Annotated in this window: 12 protein-coding genes and 1 tRNA gene; 6 read left to right on the top strand and 7 right to left on the bottom strand. The window is 68.3% G+C overall.

The annotated features are described in order from the left end of the window. Positions 1-64 precede the first annotated feature (64 nt). Together ubiB and ubiE are read right to left on the bottom strand one after the other, a co-directional pair. Positions 65-1,612: a 2-polyprenylphenol 6-hydroxylase gene (gene ubiB, locus LG334_RS02230; RefSeq protein ID WP_404382894.1), complete on the bottom strand. Its 1,548-nt coding sequence runs from the start codon at positions 1,610-1,612 to the stop codon at positions 65-67. Positions 1,613-1,631: 19 nt separating this feature from the next. Beyond that, the gene (ubiE, locus tag LG334_RS02225) at positions 1,632-2,456 is read right to left on the bottom strand and encodes a bifunctional demethylmenaquinone methyltransferase/2-methoxy-6-polyprenyl-1,4-benzoquinol methylase UbiE (protein ID WP_404382892.1); all 825 of its coding nucleotides are present in this window, start codon (positions 2,454-2,456) and stop codon (positions 1,632-1,634) included. 149 nt (positions 2,457-2,605) lie between these two features. On the opposite strand from ubiE, the gene LG334_RS02220 reads away from it, so the two are divergent. Continuing rightward, complete coding sequence (locus tag LG334_RS02220; protein ID WP_009539170.1) at positions 2,606-3,271, top strand: glutathione S-transferase family protein; 666 nt, start codon at positions 2,606-2,608, stop codon at positions 3,269-3,271. 84 nt (positions 3,272-3,355) lie between these two features. Beyond that, positions 3,356-3,430 (top strand) — tRNA-Asn (locus LG334_RS02215). A 143-nt stretch (positions 3,431-3,573) separates the two neighbouring features. Here the strand turns inward: LG334_RS02215 and LG334_RS02210 are convergent. Next, entirely contained in the window at positions 3,574-5,688 is a 2,115-nt protein-coding gene (locus LG334_RS02210; protein WP_404382889.1) for a bacteriohemerythrin, read from the bottom strand. Positions 5,689-5,702: 14 nt separating this feature from the next. Continuing rightward, on the bottom strand, positions 5,703-6,314 hold the full coding sequence (locus LG334_RS02205; RefSeq protein WP_404382887.1) for a hypothetical protein: 612 nt from the start codon (positions 6,312-6,314) through the stop codon (positions 5,703-5,705). 392 nt (positions 6,315-6,706) lie between these two features. On the opposite strand from LG334_RS02205, the gene LG334_RS02200 reads away from it, so the two are divergent. Further along, entirely contained in the window at positions 6,707-7,120 is a 414-nt protein-coding gene (locus LG334_RS02200) for a hypothetical protein (protein ID WP_404382885.1), read from the top strand. Positions 7,121-7,145: 25 nt separating this feature from the next. On the opposite strand, the gene LG334_RS02195 is transcribed toward LG334_RS02200, so the two are convergent. The 3 genes from LG334_RS02195 to LG334_RS02185 form a co-directional block, all read right to left on the bottom strand. Continuing rightward, the gene (locus LG334_RS02195) at positions 7,146-7,532 is read right to left on the bottom strand and encodes an RNA-binding S4 domain-containing protein (RefSeq protein WP_404382883.1); all 387 of its coding nucleotides are present in this window, start codon (positions 7,530-7,532) and stop codon (positions 7,146-7,148) included. Positions 7,533-7,552: 20 nt separating this feature from the next. After that, entirely contained in the window at positions 7,553-10,111 is a 2,559-nt protein-coding gene (locus LG334_RS02190; RefSeq protein ID WP_404382881.1) for a helicase-related protein, read from the bottom strand. Positions 10,112-10,278: 167 nt separating this feature from the next. Beyond that, positions 10,279-10,644, bottom strand: a complete 366-nt coding sequence (locus LG334_RS02185; RefSeq protein WP_404382879.1) for an HPF/RaiA family ribosome-associated protein — start codon at positions 10,642-10,644, stop codon at positions 10,279-10,281. 380 nt (positions 10,645-11,024) lie between these two features. On the opposite strand from LG334_RS02185, the gene htpG reads away from it, so the two are divergent. The 3 genes from htpG to LG334_RS02170 all read left to right on the top strand — a co-directional run bounded on the left by htpG (position 11,025) and on the right by LG334_RS02170 (position 14,609). After that, positions 11,025-12,914 carry a molecular chaperone HtpG gene (gene htpG / locus LG334_RS02180; RefSeq protein WP_404382877.1) on the top strand — a complete coding sequence of 630 codons (1,890 nt, stop codon included), beginning with the start codon at positions 11,025-11,027 and terminating at the stop codon, positions 12,912-12,914. A 107-nt stretch (positions 12,915-13,021) separates the two neighbouring features. After that, positions 13,022-13,483, top strand: a complete 462-nt coding sequence (locus tag LG334_RS02175) for a YccF domain-containing protein (protein WP_404382875.1) — start codon at positions 13,022-13,024, stop codon at positions 13,481-13,483. Between the two features lie 37 nt (positions 13,484-13,520). Beyond that, a complete protein-coding gene (locus LG334_RS02170) occupies positions 13,521-14,609 on the top strand; it encodes an NAD(P)H-dependent flavin oxidoreductase (RefSeq protein WP_404382873.1) in 1,089 nt (362 codons plus the stop codon). Position 14,610 lies beyond the last annotated feature (1 nt).

Here is a 14,610-nt window from a genome sequence, read left to right as displayed (position 1 = left end):
GGCGCGTGAGCCTGCATGGCGCTTGCGTGCAGCTCTGGCGCAGGCGCGACAGAGCGTCAAAACGCTAGTTCCCCACCAGCAGGGCCAGCAGGATCACGACCAGCGCCCAGGGCAGGATCATCAGCACGTTCATGCGCGTCTTGCGCGCCACCCGCTGGCCGGCCAGCGCCGCCAGAGTATCCGGGTGGAGGCGCACGCCGCCGGACTGGATCATGGCAAAGACCTTCTCGCCCTCGTCGATGATCTTGGGCAGCTTCTCGGCCGTCGAGACCATGCCGTTGACGGCGTCCTTGATGCGCGCCTCCGGCCCCAGGTTGGCGCGCATCCAGTCTTCCACAAGCGGCTGGGCGAGTTCCCACATGTTGATGTCGGGCGCCATGCGGCGGCCGACGCCTTCCGCCACCAGCATGGACTTCTGCAACAGCAGCAACTGCGGCTGCGCCTCCATCTCGAAGGTTTCCGTCACAGCGAACAACTGCCCCAGCAGCCGGGCGATGGAAATATCCTTCATGGGGCGGCCGAAGATGGGTTCGGCGATGGAGCGCGCGGCCTGGGTGAAGGCGTCGACCGATTTCTCGCTCGGCACGTATCCGGCCTCGAAATGAATCTCGGCGACGCGGCGGTAGTTGCCGGTCAGGAAGCCCAGCAGCATTTCACCGAGATATCGGCGCGTCTGCACGTCCACCCGGCCCATGATGCCGAAGTCCACGGCCACCAGGTTGCCGTCCTCGCGCACGAACAGGTTGCCGGGGTGCATGTCGGCGTGGAAGAAGCCGTCGCGGAAGACCATGTTGAAGAACGCATCGGCGGATTTCGCCACCACTTCCGTCGGGTCGATGCCGGCGGCGATGACGGCGTCGCGCTCGTCGGTCGGAATGCCCTTGATGCGTTCCGACGTCATGATGCGCTGGCTGGTGCGCTGCCAGTCGATTTCCGGCACGTTGAAGGTGTCGTCGCCGGCGAAGTTCTCCGCCATCTCGGCGGCGGCGGCGGCCTCGAACCGGAGATCCATCTCCATGGTCACCGAGTCCTCGAAGGCCTGCACGCTCTCCACCGGCTTCAGGCGGCGCAGGGACGGCTGCGTGGCCTCGACGATCTCGGCGATCCAGTAGAGCAGGTCCAGGTCGCGGGCGATGTGGTCCTCCACGCCCGGCCGCAGCACCTTGACGGCCACCTCGCGCCCGTCGGTGGTGGTGGCGAAGTGCACTTGCGCGATCGACGCCGCGGCGACCGGTTCCTCGGAAAACTCCGAGAACAGGTTCTCGATGGTTTCCTCGAACTCGGACTCCATGATCCGCCGCACGTCCGCGAATCCGAAGGGCGGCAGCTGGTCCTGCAACTCCGACAGGTCGTGCGCCACCTCCTCGCCCATCAGGTCGGGGCGGGTGGACAGCGCCTGCCCCAGCTTGATGAAGCTGGGCCCCAGTTCCGACAGCGCACGGGCAAGCCGCTGGCCGGGGCGCCCTTCCACGTTCTTGCGGCTGAACATCTTGGTCAGCGCGGCCACCTCGCGCGCCACGCCGATGTTCTCCAGCGGGAACAGGGCGTCGTGGCGGGCCAGCGTGCGGGCGATCTGGAACAGCCGGCGCAGGTTCTTGACGGCGCGAATCATCGGGCGACCTCGTTGCGCATCAGATGCGCCAGCCGGAATGGATGCAGGCGATGCCGCCCGACAGGTTGCGGTACTTGCTCTGGCGCAGGCCCGCCTCTTCCATCATCTCCACCAGCCGGTCCTGCGGCGGGAACTTGCGGATGCTCTCGGCCAGGTACTGGTAGGCCTCGCGGTTGCGGGCGATGACCTGGCCCATGCGCGGCAACACCTTGAACGAGTACAGGTCGTAGGCCTGGTCCAGCCCCGGCACGACGACCTTGCTGAACTCCAGGCAGAAGAACCGGCCGCCGGGCTTGAGCACGCGGCGGGCCTCGGCCAGGGCACGGTCGATGTTGGTGACGTTCCGCAGGCCGAAGGCGATGGTGTAATGGTCGAAGGTGCGGTCGGGGAACGGCAGCGACTCGGCGTTGCCGCACGCCCAGGTCAGCCCCGACAGCCGGCCCTGGTCGGTGGCACGGTCGCGGCCGACCTTCAGCATCTCGACGTTGATGTCGCAGACCGTGACCGCGGCTTCGGCCGTATTGGGCGGCGGCTCGTCCACGTCCTCGCCCATGTCGCGGCGCTCGGCCCGGCGGACGGCGCCGATGTGGCGGGCGCGGTCCAGGAAGCGGAAGGCGATGTCGCCCGTGCCGCCGGCGACATCCAGCAGCGCCTGGCCCGGCTGCGGGTTCACCCAGTCGATCAGCGCATTTTTCCAGATGCGATGGACCCCGCCGCTCATGAGGTCGTTCATCAGGTCGTAGCGCGCGGCGACCGAATCGAAGACGTCGCGCACGAGGCCCTGCTTTTCCTCGGTGCGGACGGTGCGGAACCCGAAGTGGGTGGTGTCGTTCTGCTGGCTCATGGCGGCGGAGGATAGCTCAAGGCGCGGGCGGATGCGATAGGGAAGCGTGCTGCGTCAACGCCCGCCGGAGACGGCCGTTTGCGTGACCTGTCGGTGACGGTCCGCGACGGCCCTTGCAAGCGCCGCCGCTTCAGGTAAAACGAAAGACCATGCGCATCCTCTATTACCATTGTCTGAGCCCCTTCGCCCGCAAGGCCCGGGTCGTGCTGAACGAGAAGGGTCTGCACTTCGAGACGGTCGTTGTCCGGGACTGGGAACGGCCGGAGGAATTCCTTGCGCTGAACCCGGCCGGCGAGGTGCCCGTGCTGGTGGACGACGATTACGTCATCTGCGGCGCCACGGCCATCTGCGAATATGTGGACGAAAGCTATCCGGCACCGCCGCTGCTCAGCCATGATCCCGTCCAACGGGCCGAGGTGCGGCGGCTGGTGGACTGGTTCGACCACAAGTTCTTCCAGGAAGTCACCGTGCCGACGGCGGGCGAAAAGCTGACCAAGCGCGTGCTGACCCGCGACGCCCCGGACAGCCGCCTCATCCGCGCCGGACGGGTGAACATCCACACCCACCTGCAGTACATCGCCTGGCTGTCGGAGCGCCGGCGCTGGCTGGCCGGCGAGTCCCTGTCGCTGGCCGACCTGACGGCCGCCGCCCACCTGTCGCTGGTCGACTATGCCGGCGACGTCCCGTGGGAGGAGCACGAACTGGCCAAGGACTGGTACGCCCGCGTCAAGTCGCGCCCCAGCTTCCGCTGCCTGCTGGCGGAGACGGTGCCTGGCGTTCCCGCGCCGCGGCACTACGCGGATTTGGACTTTTAGGCGGACCGGCCGCAATCCGGGGCGAAAAAAAGTTCTGGACAGGGGCGCCCAGGTTCGGTAAATCGCGGGCCTCCAACGGGTTGTTCCGGCGTAGCTCAACGGTAGAGCATGCGACTGTTAATCGCAGGGTTGTAGGTTCGAATCCTACCGCCGGAGCCATTTTCCCCAAAGATTGATCGACCGGGCGGCGCCAGCCAAGCCCGGTTTTTTTGTTGTCCGACCTGCGCCCGCGCTGTCGGAAAAAGGGCGGCGCGGCATGATGCCGGCGCCGCCCCTGGACTGTGGGAACCCGCGACGCCGCGTCAGGCGGCCTTGCGACGCTGACCGCCCTTGATAAAGCGGGCAAGCTGCGAATCGTCCCCCTCCAGATGGTTGCGCCACCAGTTGCCAAGCAGCGCCAGAAGGTCCATGCCGGCCGTCTGGTCACCGCCGCGATAGGTGTTGTAGAGCGTCTCCACCCGCTCGATGAACTGGGCGTGGTGGCGGGCGTGACGGTTGCGCTCGGGGTACCCGACGCGCTCCATGTAGTCCTCTTCTTCCTTGAAGTGCTTGCTGGTGTAGGCCGTCAAGTGCTTGAAGGCGCGGTCCATGGCGGCGCCGTCATTGCCGGCCTTGACCGCGCGATAAAGGTCGTTGGTGATCTCCATCAGCTTGCGATGATCCTCGTCGATGGCGGCGACGCCGAAGCCGTGCGCCTCCTCGTTGAAACGGACAAGCTGGTTGGTCTCGTGCTCGTCGGACTGGACCGATGCCAGAAAGTCGCGCACCTCCGCCTTCAGGGTCGCGGACTGCTTGCTGATCTGCTCCGACGACGTGGTGATTTCCTCGGCGATGCGCCCGGACTCCTGCGCCGCCTCGCGCAGCTGGCCCATGACGTCCACCACCGAGCGCGTGGCCGTGGCGGTGTGCTCCGCCCCGCGCGCGATCTCTGAGGTCGCCGCCCCCTGCTGCTCCACCGCCGCGGCGATGCTGGAGGAAATTTCATCGATCTCGCGGATGACGGCGCTGACCTTGTTTATTGCGCCGACGGCGTTCTTCGTCGCCTGCTGAATGGCGGTGATCTGGCGCGCCACGTCCTCGGTGGCGCGAGCGGTCTGGGTCGCCAGGCCCTTGACCTCGTTCGCCACCACGGCGAAGCCCTTGCCGGCGTCACCGGCCCGCGCGGCCTCGATGGTGGCGTTCAGCGCCAGCAGGTTGGTCTGGCTGGCGATGTCGTTGATGAGGCCCACGACCTCGCCGATGCGGTTGACGCTTTCGTCCAGTTGGCCGATTTCGTGCGAGCTGGCCTCGGCCTCCGACACGCCGCGCGAAGCGATTTCGGTGGCCTGCGAGACGCGCCGGGCGATTTCCTGAATGGAAGTGGACAGTTCCTCGGCGCTGGCGGCGACCGTATCGACGTCGTGCGACGCGCCATCGGCGGCGTTGGTCGCCGTGTCGGCGGTGGCGAGGGTGTCCTTGGCGCCGGACGTCATCTTGGTGGCGGTTTCGCGTACCAGGTGGTCGGCGTTGCTCAGGCCGTCCAGGACGCCGACGATGGTGCCCTCGAACGACCGGATGAGGCGCTTCAGCTCCGCCTGCTGGGCGGCGCGTTCGGCGTGCTGCCGGTCTTGTTCCTCCTGCAGGTCGCGCGCCTCGATCAAGCCGTTGCGGAAGACGGAGACGGCGCCGGCCATGTCGCCGATCTCGTCGCGACGGCCCTGGCCGGGGATGCGCGGGTCGTCCAGTTCGCCGGCACTCAGGCGCTGCATGAAACGGTTCATGCCCGAGATGGGCGCGGCGATGGCGCGGGTGAGCGCAAGGCCGAACACAATCGCCATGACGATGGCCGCACCGGCGCTGGCGAGGGTGACCATCCGAACCTGTGAGTTGGCGCTCTGTTCGTTCGCCTTCGCCGTCGCCTGCACGTTGTGCAACGTCTGCACCGTGTTCTTCATGGCGGCGTCGCGCTGGCTGAGAAGGCGGCCCGGCAAGGTCGAGATCTCGATGGCGCGCGCTTCGTTGACCGTCAGGCTGTTGCGCATGAGCGCCACCTGCCGTTCCAGCACCTGCGTCCGAAGGGCGTCGTCGGCCTCGAACACGGGGCTCACGTCGGCGCGGGTGATGCCGATGTCGGCAACCGCCACGATGGCGTCGCGCAGCTCCTGGCGCCGGACCTCCAGCGTTTCCAGGGCATTCAGCGTGTCGCGCTCGCCGGTGAGCATGAACGTGAGCACGAGCTGCCGCTGTTGCGGCATGTTCTTCACGTACTCCTCGAAGGTTTCGTAGTACTGCGCCACCCGTTCAAAGCGCTGGGTGGCGCCTTCCAGCTTGGACAGGGCCATGAGGTTGACGGCCCCGGCGACCAGGATCACCAGGCAGACGGCGGCGAAGGCCAGGGTGATCTTGACGGGGATGCGGATGTTGTTGAGCAGGGACATGGCGCGGCCTCCCGTCAGCGTGTGGCGCTGGCGCGGCGCGCCAATTCGTCGAGGTTCAGCTCTACCGTGGCCGCGCCGACAGGCCGGCCGCCGTCGGACAGCGTCAGGTTCACCTGCACGAGCCACATGCCGAAGCCATCGTCGTACTCCGGCTCGTCGATAAAGACGGCGTCGGCGCCGGCAGGGAAGGTGTTCTCGAACTTCGCCTCGTCACCCTGCCAGTAGTCGCTGGTCACCGCCGACTGGCCGACGTTCAGGCCGTATTCGTCCATCACGAACAGGGCCGCAAACATGCCCCGCGAGTCGGCTTGGCGCTGCGTCAGGTAGGCCGATGCGGGGCTGGAAAGCGTGGCGGCGATGAGCGGCTGGTCATCAGCCTCGGTCTCGGCCCGCCACTGCTGATCCAGCGCCTCGATGCGGTCGGGCGTAAGACCCTTGCGCCGTTCGTTCTGCGCTTTGATGGACATAACGATGACCGGCGTCTGCAGCATGGCGCGGAATTCTTCGACCATCGCCGGCGTAATCAGGGCCTTGGCGTTCGGCGCGTCGAAGGGGACGGCATCCGCCGGCCCGGCCGCAACCGCGACGGCGGCCGCCAGTGCAAGAAGCAGTGAGGACTTTCCCATGGCACGTTCCCACACTTGTTTATTAGGCTTTGTTCAATTGATTTGTGCCGCCCGGCGCTGTCACGGGGCCGGAGCCGGGCCGGCACGGCCGCGACGTCTTGGGAAACGTCTCGGCCGGAAGAAGTACTCTGGCACAAAATTTCTCGCCCTTCGCGGTGAATATACTTTTTCAGAATTAGGTCTTTCGGATATTTCAATTTAGATATTCGGCTTATGCATCTTTCGGAGGGTCCGGCCTTGTGCGCCTTCCCGGAACGAGCGTGCCGCTTCCCTCTTTGGCATTCCTCAGGCGCGATCTGACATTGGTACGACCGATGCCCCTTTGAGTTCGCCGGGGCGCGTCGTCACGCTTCATGTACGCACACACCGACCGTCTCCGGAGGATGCGTTTGATGCCGTCACGCCTGTTCCGCGCCATTCCGATCCTGTTCGCCGCCGTCGTCCTGACGGTTTCGGCGCTCGTGGGGACGGGATACGTGTCGGGCCCGGCCTCGGCCGCCGCAGACACGCTGAAGGGGCTGGCGCCCGATACCGCCGCCTCGGACCCGCAGGAGGCCTACACCCTGCGCCTGCACGCCGAGGTCGCCACCGAATCGGCCTGCATGACACCGCCCGACGGCACCGCCCCGGCGGCCGTCGACGGGCTGTCGCGGCGCGACCGTGCCGCCTACTGCCGGTGCTTCGCCCGCGTCGTTGCGCGCGATGCGTCGACAGTCGACCAAATGGAACTGATCGACGCCCAGGGCGAGGCCCCCGCCGCCGTCGCCACCGAGGCCCGCCGCGCCTGCCTGCCGGGATGGCGGTAGGGCAGGCGAACCGGCAAAGCAAGCCTCACCCGCTCATCCCGTCATCCTTGAACGCCGCCATGGCGCGACGGTCCTTCTTGGTCGGGCGGCCCATGCCGCGCGGGCGGTGGGGCATGAAGTCGTCGGTCTGTTTCTCCGGCGGGTTGGGCTCGTCGTAGAGGGTCTGGGCCTCGGGCGCCGGGCCGCGCCGCTCTCCCGGAGCCTGCACCACCACCGTGCGGCGGTAGGGGCCGGAGAGGAAGCTCACCACGTCGCCCGGCTTCACGCTGGTCGCGGGCTTGTGGATGGAGGTGCCGTTTACCGACACCTGGCCGCTGGCGCACCATTTCTGGGCGAGCGAGCGGGTCTTGCAGAAACGCGCGTGCCACAGCCACTTGTCGAGGCGGATGGACGGCGCGGGGCTCTCGGTCATGGGCGGTATCCGCGAATACGTCAGGCGGTGATGGTGACAAGGTCGCGCAGGACCGCGAAGGGGCTGTCCTCCATGTCCCTGCGCGAGGGCTGGCGGCCCTGGCCGGGCGGGCGCTTGCCCTTGCCTTTGGCGGCGGCCTTGCCGCGCCGCGGGCCTTTTCCCGCGCGCTCGGGCCGGCGGCGGGGGATCTGCTTGAAGGTGATGCCCTCTTCCGTCGCCTGCGCCTCGTACCCCAGTGCCTCCAGAACGGCCGGCGCCTCGTCCACCGTCGCGCCCAGCAGCGTGAGCAGGTCGGGCGGCAGGGTGGAGACCTTCTCGCGCGCCAGGCGGCGCAATTCGGCGGCGAACCGCTCCAGCATGTCGACGCGCACCGCCTTGTCTCCCAACACATGGAACCCGACGGCCTCGTAGAAGCCCGACGGCGCGTCGGCATCGACCGGCAGGCTCGTGCGCCCCTCGGGCAGGGCGGGCACGACGGCGCCGAACCGCGCCGCCCACAGCCGTGCCCGCAGGCGCTGCGGCGCCGCCTTCAGAAGGGCGGGCAGGAACACCGTTTCCACGCCGAATCGAATGCCGAGGCGGGCCAGGGCCTTGCGGTCCTTGTCCGCCAGCGCCTTGACCTGCTTGTCCACCACGCCGCGCGGCAGCGAGCCCAGCCCCTCCGCCAGTTGGAAGACCAGCCCGCGCGGCGCGCCCGTCAGCGGCGCCTCCAGGGCCTTGCACAGCGGCTTCAGCACGCGCGCGACGTGCGCCTTCAGCCAGTCGGCGGCGCGGCGCCTGACCTTCTCGCGGGCGTCACCCTCCAGCATTTCGTCAAACGGCACCTCCACCGACGGCTGCCAGGGCTGCGGCCCGGCGATGACGCGCGCCACCGGCTCGCCGCGCCACAGCACGTTGCCGTCGTCGTCCAGGGCGAAGGCGTCGTCGGTGTCGGCGGCGATGGTCTCCACGCGGTCGGCGATCTCGCGGCGGAGCGCCTTGCCGGCGGCGTTCATCACGGCGCGATCGGCCGCCCGGCTCTCGCCGCGTTCGGGAATGAAGCGCAGGCCCGTAAGGCGGCCCAGGCTGTGACCCTCCACCAGCACGCCGCCGTCCTTGGACACCTCGGGCAACAGCGGGCTGTCGTCCCGCAGCGCGCGGGCGAGCACCGAGGTGCGCTTGTCCACGAAGCGCTTGGTCAGGCGGTCGTGCAGGGCGTCGGACAGGCGGTCCTCGATGGCGCGGGTCTGCTCCTGCCACTCCTTGGGCGCGTCGATCCAGTCGCCGCGATGGGCGATGTAGGTCCACACCCGGATGGAGGCGATGCGGTCCACCAGCGCGTGCATGTCGCCGTCAACACGATCCACCTGCCGGATGTGCCCGGCCAGCCAGTCCGTCGGAATGACCCGTTTCGGCCCGGTCAGGTGGCGGTAGATCTGGCCCAGCAGGCGCGAGTGGCTTTCCGGCATGACCTTGCGGAAGTCCGGCACGCCGCAGACGTCCCACAGCAGTCGCACGCGGGCATGGCCGCGCGCCAGATCGCGGATTTCAGTGTCGCGCGCCAGGGCCTCCAGCGCCAGATGATCGTCGGCCGGGCGGCGCGGGCGCACAAGGCCCGCTTCCGGCGGCGGCATGCGCAGCGAGGCCAGAAGCGCGTCGATGGACGTCAGCCGCAGGTTGGCGTTGCGCCAATAGAGGCCGCGCAGGGGCGCGAACTCGTGGTTCTCCACCCGCTCGACGATCTCGGGATCTATGGTGCCGGCATCGCCGGTGGTGCCGAAGGTGCCGTCGTTCATGCCGCGCCCGGCACGGCCGGCGATCTGGGCGACTTCCGGCGCCGTCAGGGCACGCGGGCTGTGGCCGTCGAACTTGCGAAGCGCCGCGAAGGCGACGTGGTCCACGTCCATGTTCAGGCCCATGCCGATGGCGTCGGTGGCGACCAGGTGGTCGACCTCGCCGGCCTGGAACATGTCCACCTGGGCGTTGCGGGTGCGCGGGCTGAGGGCGCCCAGCACCACGGCGGCACCGCCGCGCTGGCGGCGCACCAGTTCCGCGATGGCGTAGACGTCGGCGGCCGAGAAGGCGACGATGGCCGCGCGCCGCGGCAGGCGGGTGAGCTTCTTCGGGCCGGCGTATTTCAGCTGGCTGAGGCGCGGGCGGGTCTGGAACTCGCAGCCGGGCACCAGCTTGTGCATCAGCGGCTTGATGGTCTCCGAGCCCAGGAACATGGTCTCCCGCATCCCCCGCGCCCGCAGCAGGCGGTCGGTGAAGATGTGGCCGCGGTCCGGGTCGGCGCAGAGCTGGATTTCATCGACGGCGAGGAAATCCACGCGGCGGTCCAGCGGCATGGATTCGACCGTACAGATCCACCACGCCGGGTTGGGCGGGATGATCTTTTCCTCGCCGGTGATCAGGGCGACGCGGTGCGGCCCCTTGGCCTTGACGACCCGGTCATAGTTCTCGCGCGCCAGCAGGCGCAGCGGAAAACCGATCATGCCCGTGGCGTGACCCATCATCCGCTCCATGGCGAGGTGGGTCTTACCGGTGTTCGTGGGGCCAAGGACGGCGGTGATCCGGGCCCCGGAGGAATAGCCGCTCATAGCCGCAACATCGGGCGAACGGGGGGCGATTGCAAGCGGGGGACACCGGCGTGGCGTGTGAAAGGATGGTGACGACCCACCGCCAAAACACGAACGCGCCCGCCGCCGGGTGGCGGTCGGACGCGGTCAGTGCGCGGCGCGGCCGGCGGTGCCGGCGCTCCAGCGGCTTAGGCGGACTTGTGGGCAGTCCGGTCGTTCTCGCGCTGCTTGCCGATCCAGGTCTTGAGCTGCTGCTCCATGGACTGGAAGGCGTCGCGGATGGCGACCCCGATGTCCTCGTGCACGTGCGGGTCCTTCGGGTCGCGCTTCACCACCAGTTCGTCGCCCGGGACGCTCAGGTTGATGGTGATGTGGTACGGCTCGCCCTTGTGGTGCTGGTTGGACGTGTTCTTGTGGTGCTGTTCGATCACCACGCGGCAGCCCACCAGGTCCTTGTTGAACTGCTCCAGCTTGGCCACCTTCTCGCGAACACGCTCCTCGACCGCATCGGAATGCTCGAGGCCGTGGAAGGAGATCTGCACGGGAACCTGCATAAACCTCTCCTAGATCAATCTCACGGCCGGCAGGTATAGGCATCAGCCGTGGGTTCTGAAAAAAGACGGGGCCGCCCCCTCCGGCGACCGTAAGGCGGAATTCATAACGGTTCCAGGGCGCCCGAGCAACGGCCAGGATGCCTAAAACCACCGATTTTCCGCCTATGGTGGCGCCACGAGTCTTCGACGGCATTGAAAGGGGACGCTGGATGCGCCTTGCCGGTTCCGTTGCGCGGTGCCCATGGGCGCCTTCGCGCCCCTTTGCATCCGGTGCTTGCGCAGGTGGCCCCTTTTTCCCCATATCTTGCCGCCATTCGCCGCCGCCGTCCGGCGGGCCGGCGCTCATCGGAGAAACAGAGAAAACCAGAGGGTCGCCACAGATGGCCGAAGAGAAGCTGAGTTTCCAGGCCGAGGTCGCGCGGGTGCTGGATATCGTCGTGCACTCGCTGTACTCGCAGAAGGAGATCTTCCTGCGCGAGTTGATCTCCAACGGGTCGGACGCCTGCGACAAGCTGCGCTGGCAGTCCATCACCGAGCCCGAATTGATCGCCGACGATCCCGAGTTCCGCATCACCCTGACGCCGAACAAGGAAGCCCGCACCCTGACGGTCGCCGACAACGGCATCGGCATGAACCGCGAGGACCTGATCGAGAACCTGGGCACCATCGCGCGCTCGGGCACCGGCGAATTCCTGAAGAACCTGACGGGGGACTCGAAGAAGGACATTTCGCTGATCGGCCAGTTCGGCGTCGGGTTCTATTCCGCCTTCATGGTCGCCGACACGGTGGAGGTCATCACCCGCCGCGCCGGCGATGCCCACGGCTGGCGGTGGGTGTCCGACGGCACGGGCAGCTTCACGGTGGCCGAGCACGAGGGGGCTGCGCGCGGCACCACCGTGACCCTGCACCTGAAGCCCGAAGAGGACGAATTCCTGGAGGAATTCCGCCTGCGCCACGTGGTCAAGACCTACTCCGACCACATCGCCATCCCGGTGCTGCTCAAGCAGGGCGACGAGGAACCCCAGACGCTGAACGAAGCGTCGGCGCTGTGGACCCGCCCGCGCAACGAGATCAGCGACGAGCAGTACAAGGAATTCTACCACCACGTCGCCCACGCCTTCGACGAGCCGTGGCTGACGCTGCACTACAAGGCCGAGGGCGCCATCGAGTACACGGGGCTGCTGTATATCCCCAGCCAGAAGCCCTTCGACCTGTTCCAGCCCGACCGCAAGCAGCATGTGCGGCTCTATGTGAACCGCGTGTTCATCACCGATGACTGCGAGGGCCTGGTGCCGGCGTGGCTGCGCTTCGTGCGCGGCGTGGTGGACAGCCCCGATCTGCCGCTGAACGTCAGCCGCGAGATGCTCCAGCACAACCCCCTGCTGCGCAAGATCCAGAACGGCCTGGTCAACAAGCTGCTGGGCGAGCTGAAGAAGAAGGCGGAGAACGAGCCCGAGGCCTACGCCACCTTCTGGGAGACCTTCGGCGCCGTGCTGAAGGAGGGCATGTACGAGGACCACGAGCGCCGCGACAAGCTCACCGACCTCCTGCGCTTCCACACCACCCACGGCGACGGCCTGCACTCCTTCGCCGATTATGCATCGCGCATGAAGGAAGGGCAGAAGCACATCTACTACATCACCGGCGACGACCGCGAGGCCATCGCCCAGAGCCCGCTGCTGGAAGGCTACCGCGCCAAGGGCGTGGAGGTGCTGCTGCTGACCGACCCGATCGACGAGTTCTGGGTCGCCAACATGCCCACCTACAAGGAGTTCTCGCTGAAGTCCGTCGCCGCCGGCGGGGCCGACCTCAAGGATATCAAGAAGGCCGAGTCCGAAGAGGCCAAGGACGAGGAGCAGAAGGCCGACGAGGCGCCGAAGGAGGACCTGGACGGCCTGATCACCGTGCTGAAGGCGACGCTCGGCGAAAAGGTGAAGGACGTCCGCCCGTCGGACCGCCTGACGGAAAGCCCCGTCTGCCTGGTGGCCGAGGAAGGCGACATGCCCATGCACCTGGAGCGCCTCTTGCGCGCCCACCAGCAGAAGGACACGGAAACCCCGCGCGTGCTGGAGATCAACCCCGGCCACGCGCTCATCAAGCACATGGCGGCCAAGGCCAAGTCCGGCCCGTCGCCGGAGCTTGAGGACCTGGGCTTCCTGCTGCTCGATCAGGCCCGCATCGTCGAGGGCGAGGCCCCGACCGATCCGGTGGCCTTCGGCAAGCGGCTCGCCAAGGTCATGCAACTGGGCGTGGCCCCGGCGGGCGCCTGATCCGTCCCCCTGCCCCGGCGCGCGTCGAACGGTCATTGGACCGGCGCGCGCCGGGGCTCCATGCTCAATCCGCCGCGGCAGCAGACAACCAGGAGACCACACGCACCATGCGCCTGATCCTCAACATCCTCTGGCTGATCCTGGGCGGCGGCCTTGTCACCGCGCTGCTGTGGTTCCTGGGCGCCGTCATCATGGCGATCACCATCGTCGGCCTGCCCTGGGCGCGCGCCTGCGTGACAATTGGCGCCTTCAATCTGTGGCCCTTCGGCCGCGAGGCCATCGACCGGTCGGAGGTGACGGGGCGGGACGACATCGGCACCAGCCCGCTGGGCACGGTGGGCAACATCATCTGGTTCGTCCTGGCCGGCATCTGGCTGGCGATCGGCCACGTCACCGCCGCCATCGGCCTGGCGCTGACCATCATCGGCATTCCGTTCGCCCTGCAGCACCTGAAGCTGGCGTATATCAGCCTGTTCCCCATCGGGAAGATGGTGGTCGACCGCGAGGTCGCCGCCGAGGCCCGCCGCCGCAAGGGATCAATGGACCTGGACCGCATCCGCACGCGCTGATCTCCTGGGGCTCCCGGACAGGAAGGAGCTTCGCCAGATGCCCACGCGCCAATCCCTGCTCGCCCGACTCGGCCTGCGCCACCCTGTCGCGCTGGCGCCCATGGCCGGGGAACCCGCAAGTCCGGGCCTGGTCGCCGCCGTATCCTCGGCCGGCGGCCTGGGATCACTGGGCGCGGCCTACCTGGCGCCCGAAAGGATCGCCGCGGCCTGTGCCGCCATCCGCGCGGGCACCAATGGCACCTTCGCCGTCAACCTTTTCGCGCCTCCGCCGGAGCCGCCGCCGGCAGCCGATCCTGCGACGCTGGAGGCCTACCGCAACACGCTATGCCGCCTGCATGACCAAGCCGGGCTGACCGATCCGCCGCCCGCCGAGGCGCCCGAGCCGCCCAGCTTCACCGATCAGCTGGAGGCCGCGCTGGCGGGCGGGGCGCCGGTGATTTCGGTCACCTTCGGGCTGCCCGAGGCGGCCCTGATGGAGCGGCTGAAGGCCGCCGGCGTTTTCACCATCGCCACCGTCACGACGGTCGCCGAGGCGCGCGCGGCGGAGGCGGCCGGCTTCGACGCCGTCACCGCGCAAGGGTTCGAGGCCGGCGGCCACCGCGGCGGCTTCACCGGCCCCCGCGGCGAAGGCGACCTTGTGGGGACACTGGCCCTGGTGCCACAGGTGGTGGACGCCGTCGACATCCCAGTCATCGCCGCCGGCGGCATCGGCGACGGCCGCGGCGTTGCCGCCGCACTGGTGCTGGGGGCGGAGGCGGCGGCGCTGGGCACCGCTTTCCTGCGCGCCGCCGAATGCCCGCTCAACGATGCGTCGAAGGCGGCGCTGGCGGAGGCCGCCGACGACGCAACGACGTTGACCCGCGCGTTCTCCGGCCGTCGGGCGCGCGGCCTGCGGACCCCCGTGACGGAGGCATACGCCGAGGCCGACGCGGCGGGGCGCATTCCGCCCTACCCCCTTCCCAACGGCCTCACCAAGCCCCTGCGCAGTCATGCAGCCCGCATGGGTGATGCCCGCTGGAACAGCGTGTGGAGCGGCCAGGCGGCATCCCTCGCCCGCGCCGAGCCCGCCGCCGCCATCGTCGAGCGCGTGGCGGCGGAGGCGTCGCGTCTGCTGGGGCGTCGGTGAC

The organism is Caenispirillum salinarum, assembly GCF_044803115.1.
Lineage (GTDB): Bacteria > Pseudomonadota > Alphaproteobacteria > Rhodospirillales > Rhodospirillaceae > Caenispirillum > Caenispirillum salinarum_A.
The sequence above is the reverse complement of the archived record's forward strand: the minus strand, read 5'-3'. Positions and strand labels throughout refer to the sequence as shown.

Bases quoted from the DNA above. Each gene is read 5' to 3' on its own strand.
- ubiB (WP_404382894.1), bottom strand. From the start codon at position 1,612: ATGATTCGCGCCGTCAAGAACCTGCGCCGGCTGTTCCAGATCGCCCGC.
- ubiE (WP_404382892.1), bottom strand. From the start codon at position 2,456: ATGAGCCAGCAGAACGACACCACCCACTTCGGGTTCCGCACCGTCCGC.
- LG334_RS02220 (WP_009539170.1), top strand. From the start codon at position 2,606: ATGCGCATCCTCTATTACCATTGTCTGAGCCCCTTCGCCCGCAAGGCC.
- LG334_RS02210 (WP_404382889.1), bottom strand. From the start codon at position 5,688: ATGTCCCTGCTCAACAACATCCGCATCCCCGTCAAGATCACCCTGGCC.
- LG334_RS02205 (WP_404382887.1), bottom strand. From the start codon at position 6,314: ATGGGAAAGTCCTCACTGCTTCTTGCACTGGCGGCCGCCGTCGCGGTT.
- LG334_RS02200 (WP_404382885.1), top strand. From the start codon at position 6,707: ATGCCGTCACGCCTGTTCCGCGCCATTCCGATCCTGTTCGCCGCCGTC.
- LG334_RS02195 (WP_404382883.1), bottom strand. From the start codon at position 7,532: ATGACCGAGAGCCCCGCGCCGTCCATCCGCCTCGACAAGTGGCTGTGG.
- LG334_RS02190 (WP_404382881.1), bottom strand. From the start codon at position 10,111: ATGAGCGGCTATTCCTCCGGGGCCCGGATCACCGCCGTCCTTGGCCCC.
- LG334_RS02185 (WP_404382879.1), bottom strand. From the start codon at position 10,644: ATGCAGGTTCCCGTGCAGATCTCCTTCCACGGCCTCGAGCATTCCGAT.
- htpG (WP_404382877.1), top strand. From the start codon at position 11,025: ATGGCCGAAGAGAAGCTGAGTTTCCAGGCCGAGGTCGCGCGGGTGCTG.
- LG334_RS02175 (WP_404382875.1), top strand. From the start codon at position 13,022: ATGCGCCTGATCCTCAACATCCTCTGGCTGATCCTGGGCGGCGGCCTT.
- LG334_RS02170 (WP_404382873.1), top strand. From the start codon at position 13,521: ATGCCCACGCGCCAATCCCTGCTCGCCCGACTCGGCCTGCGCCACCCT.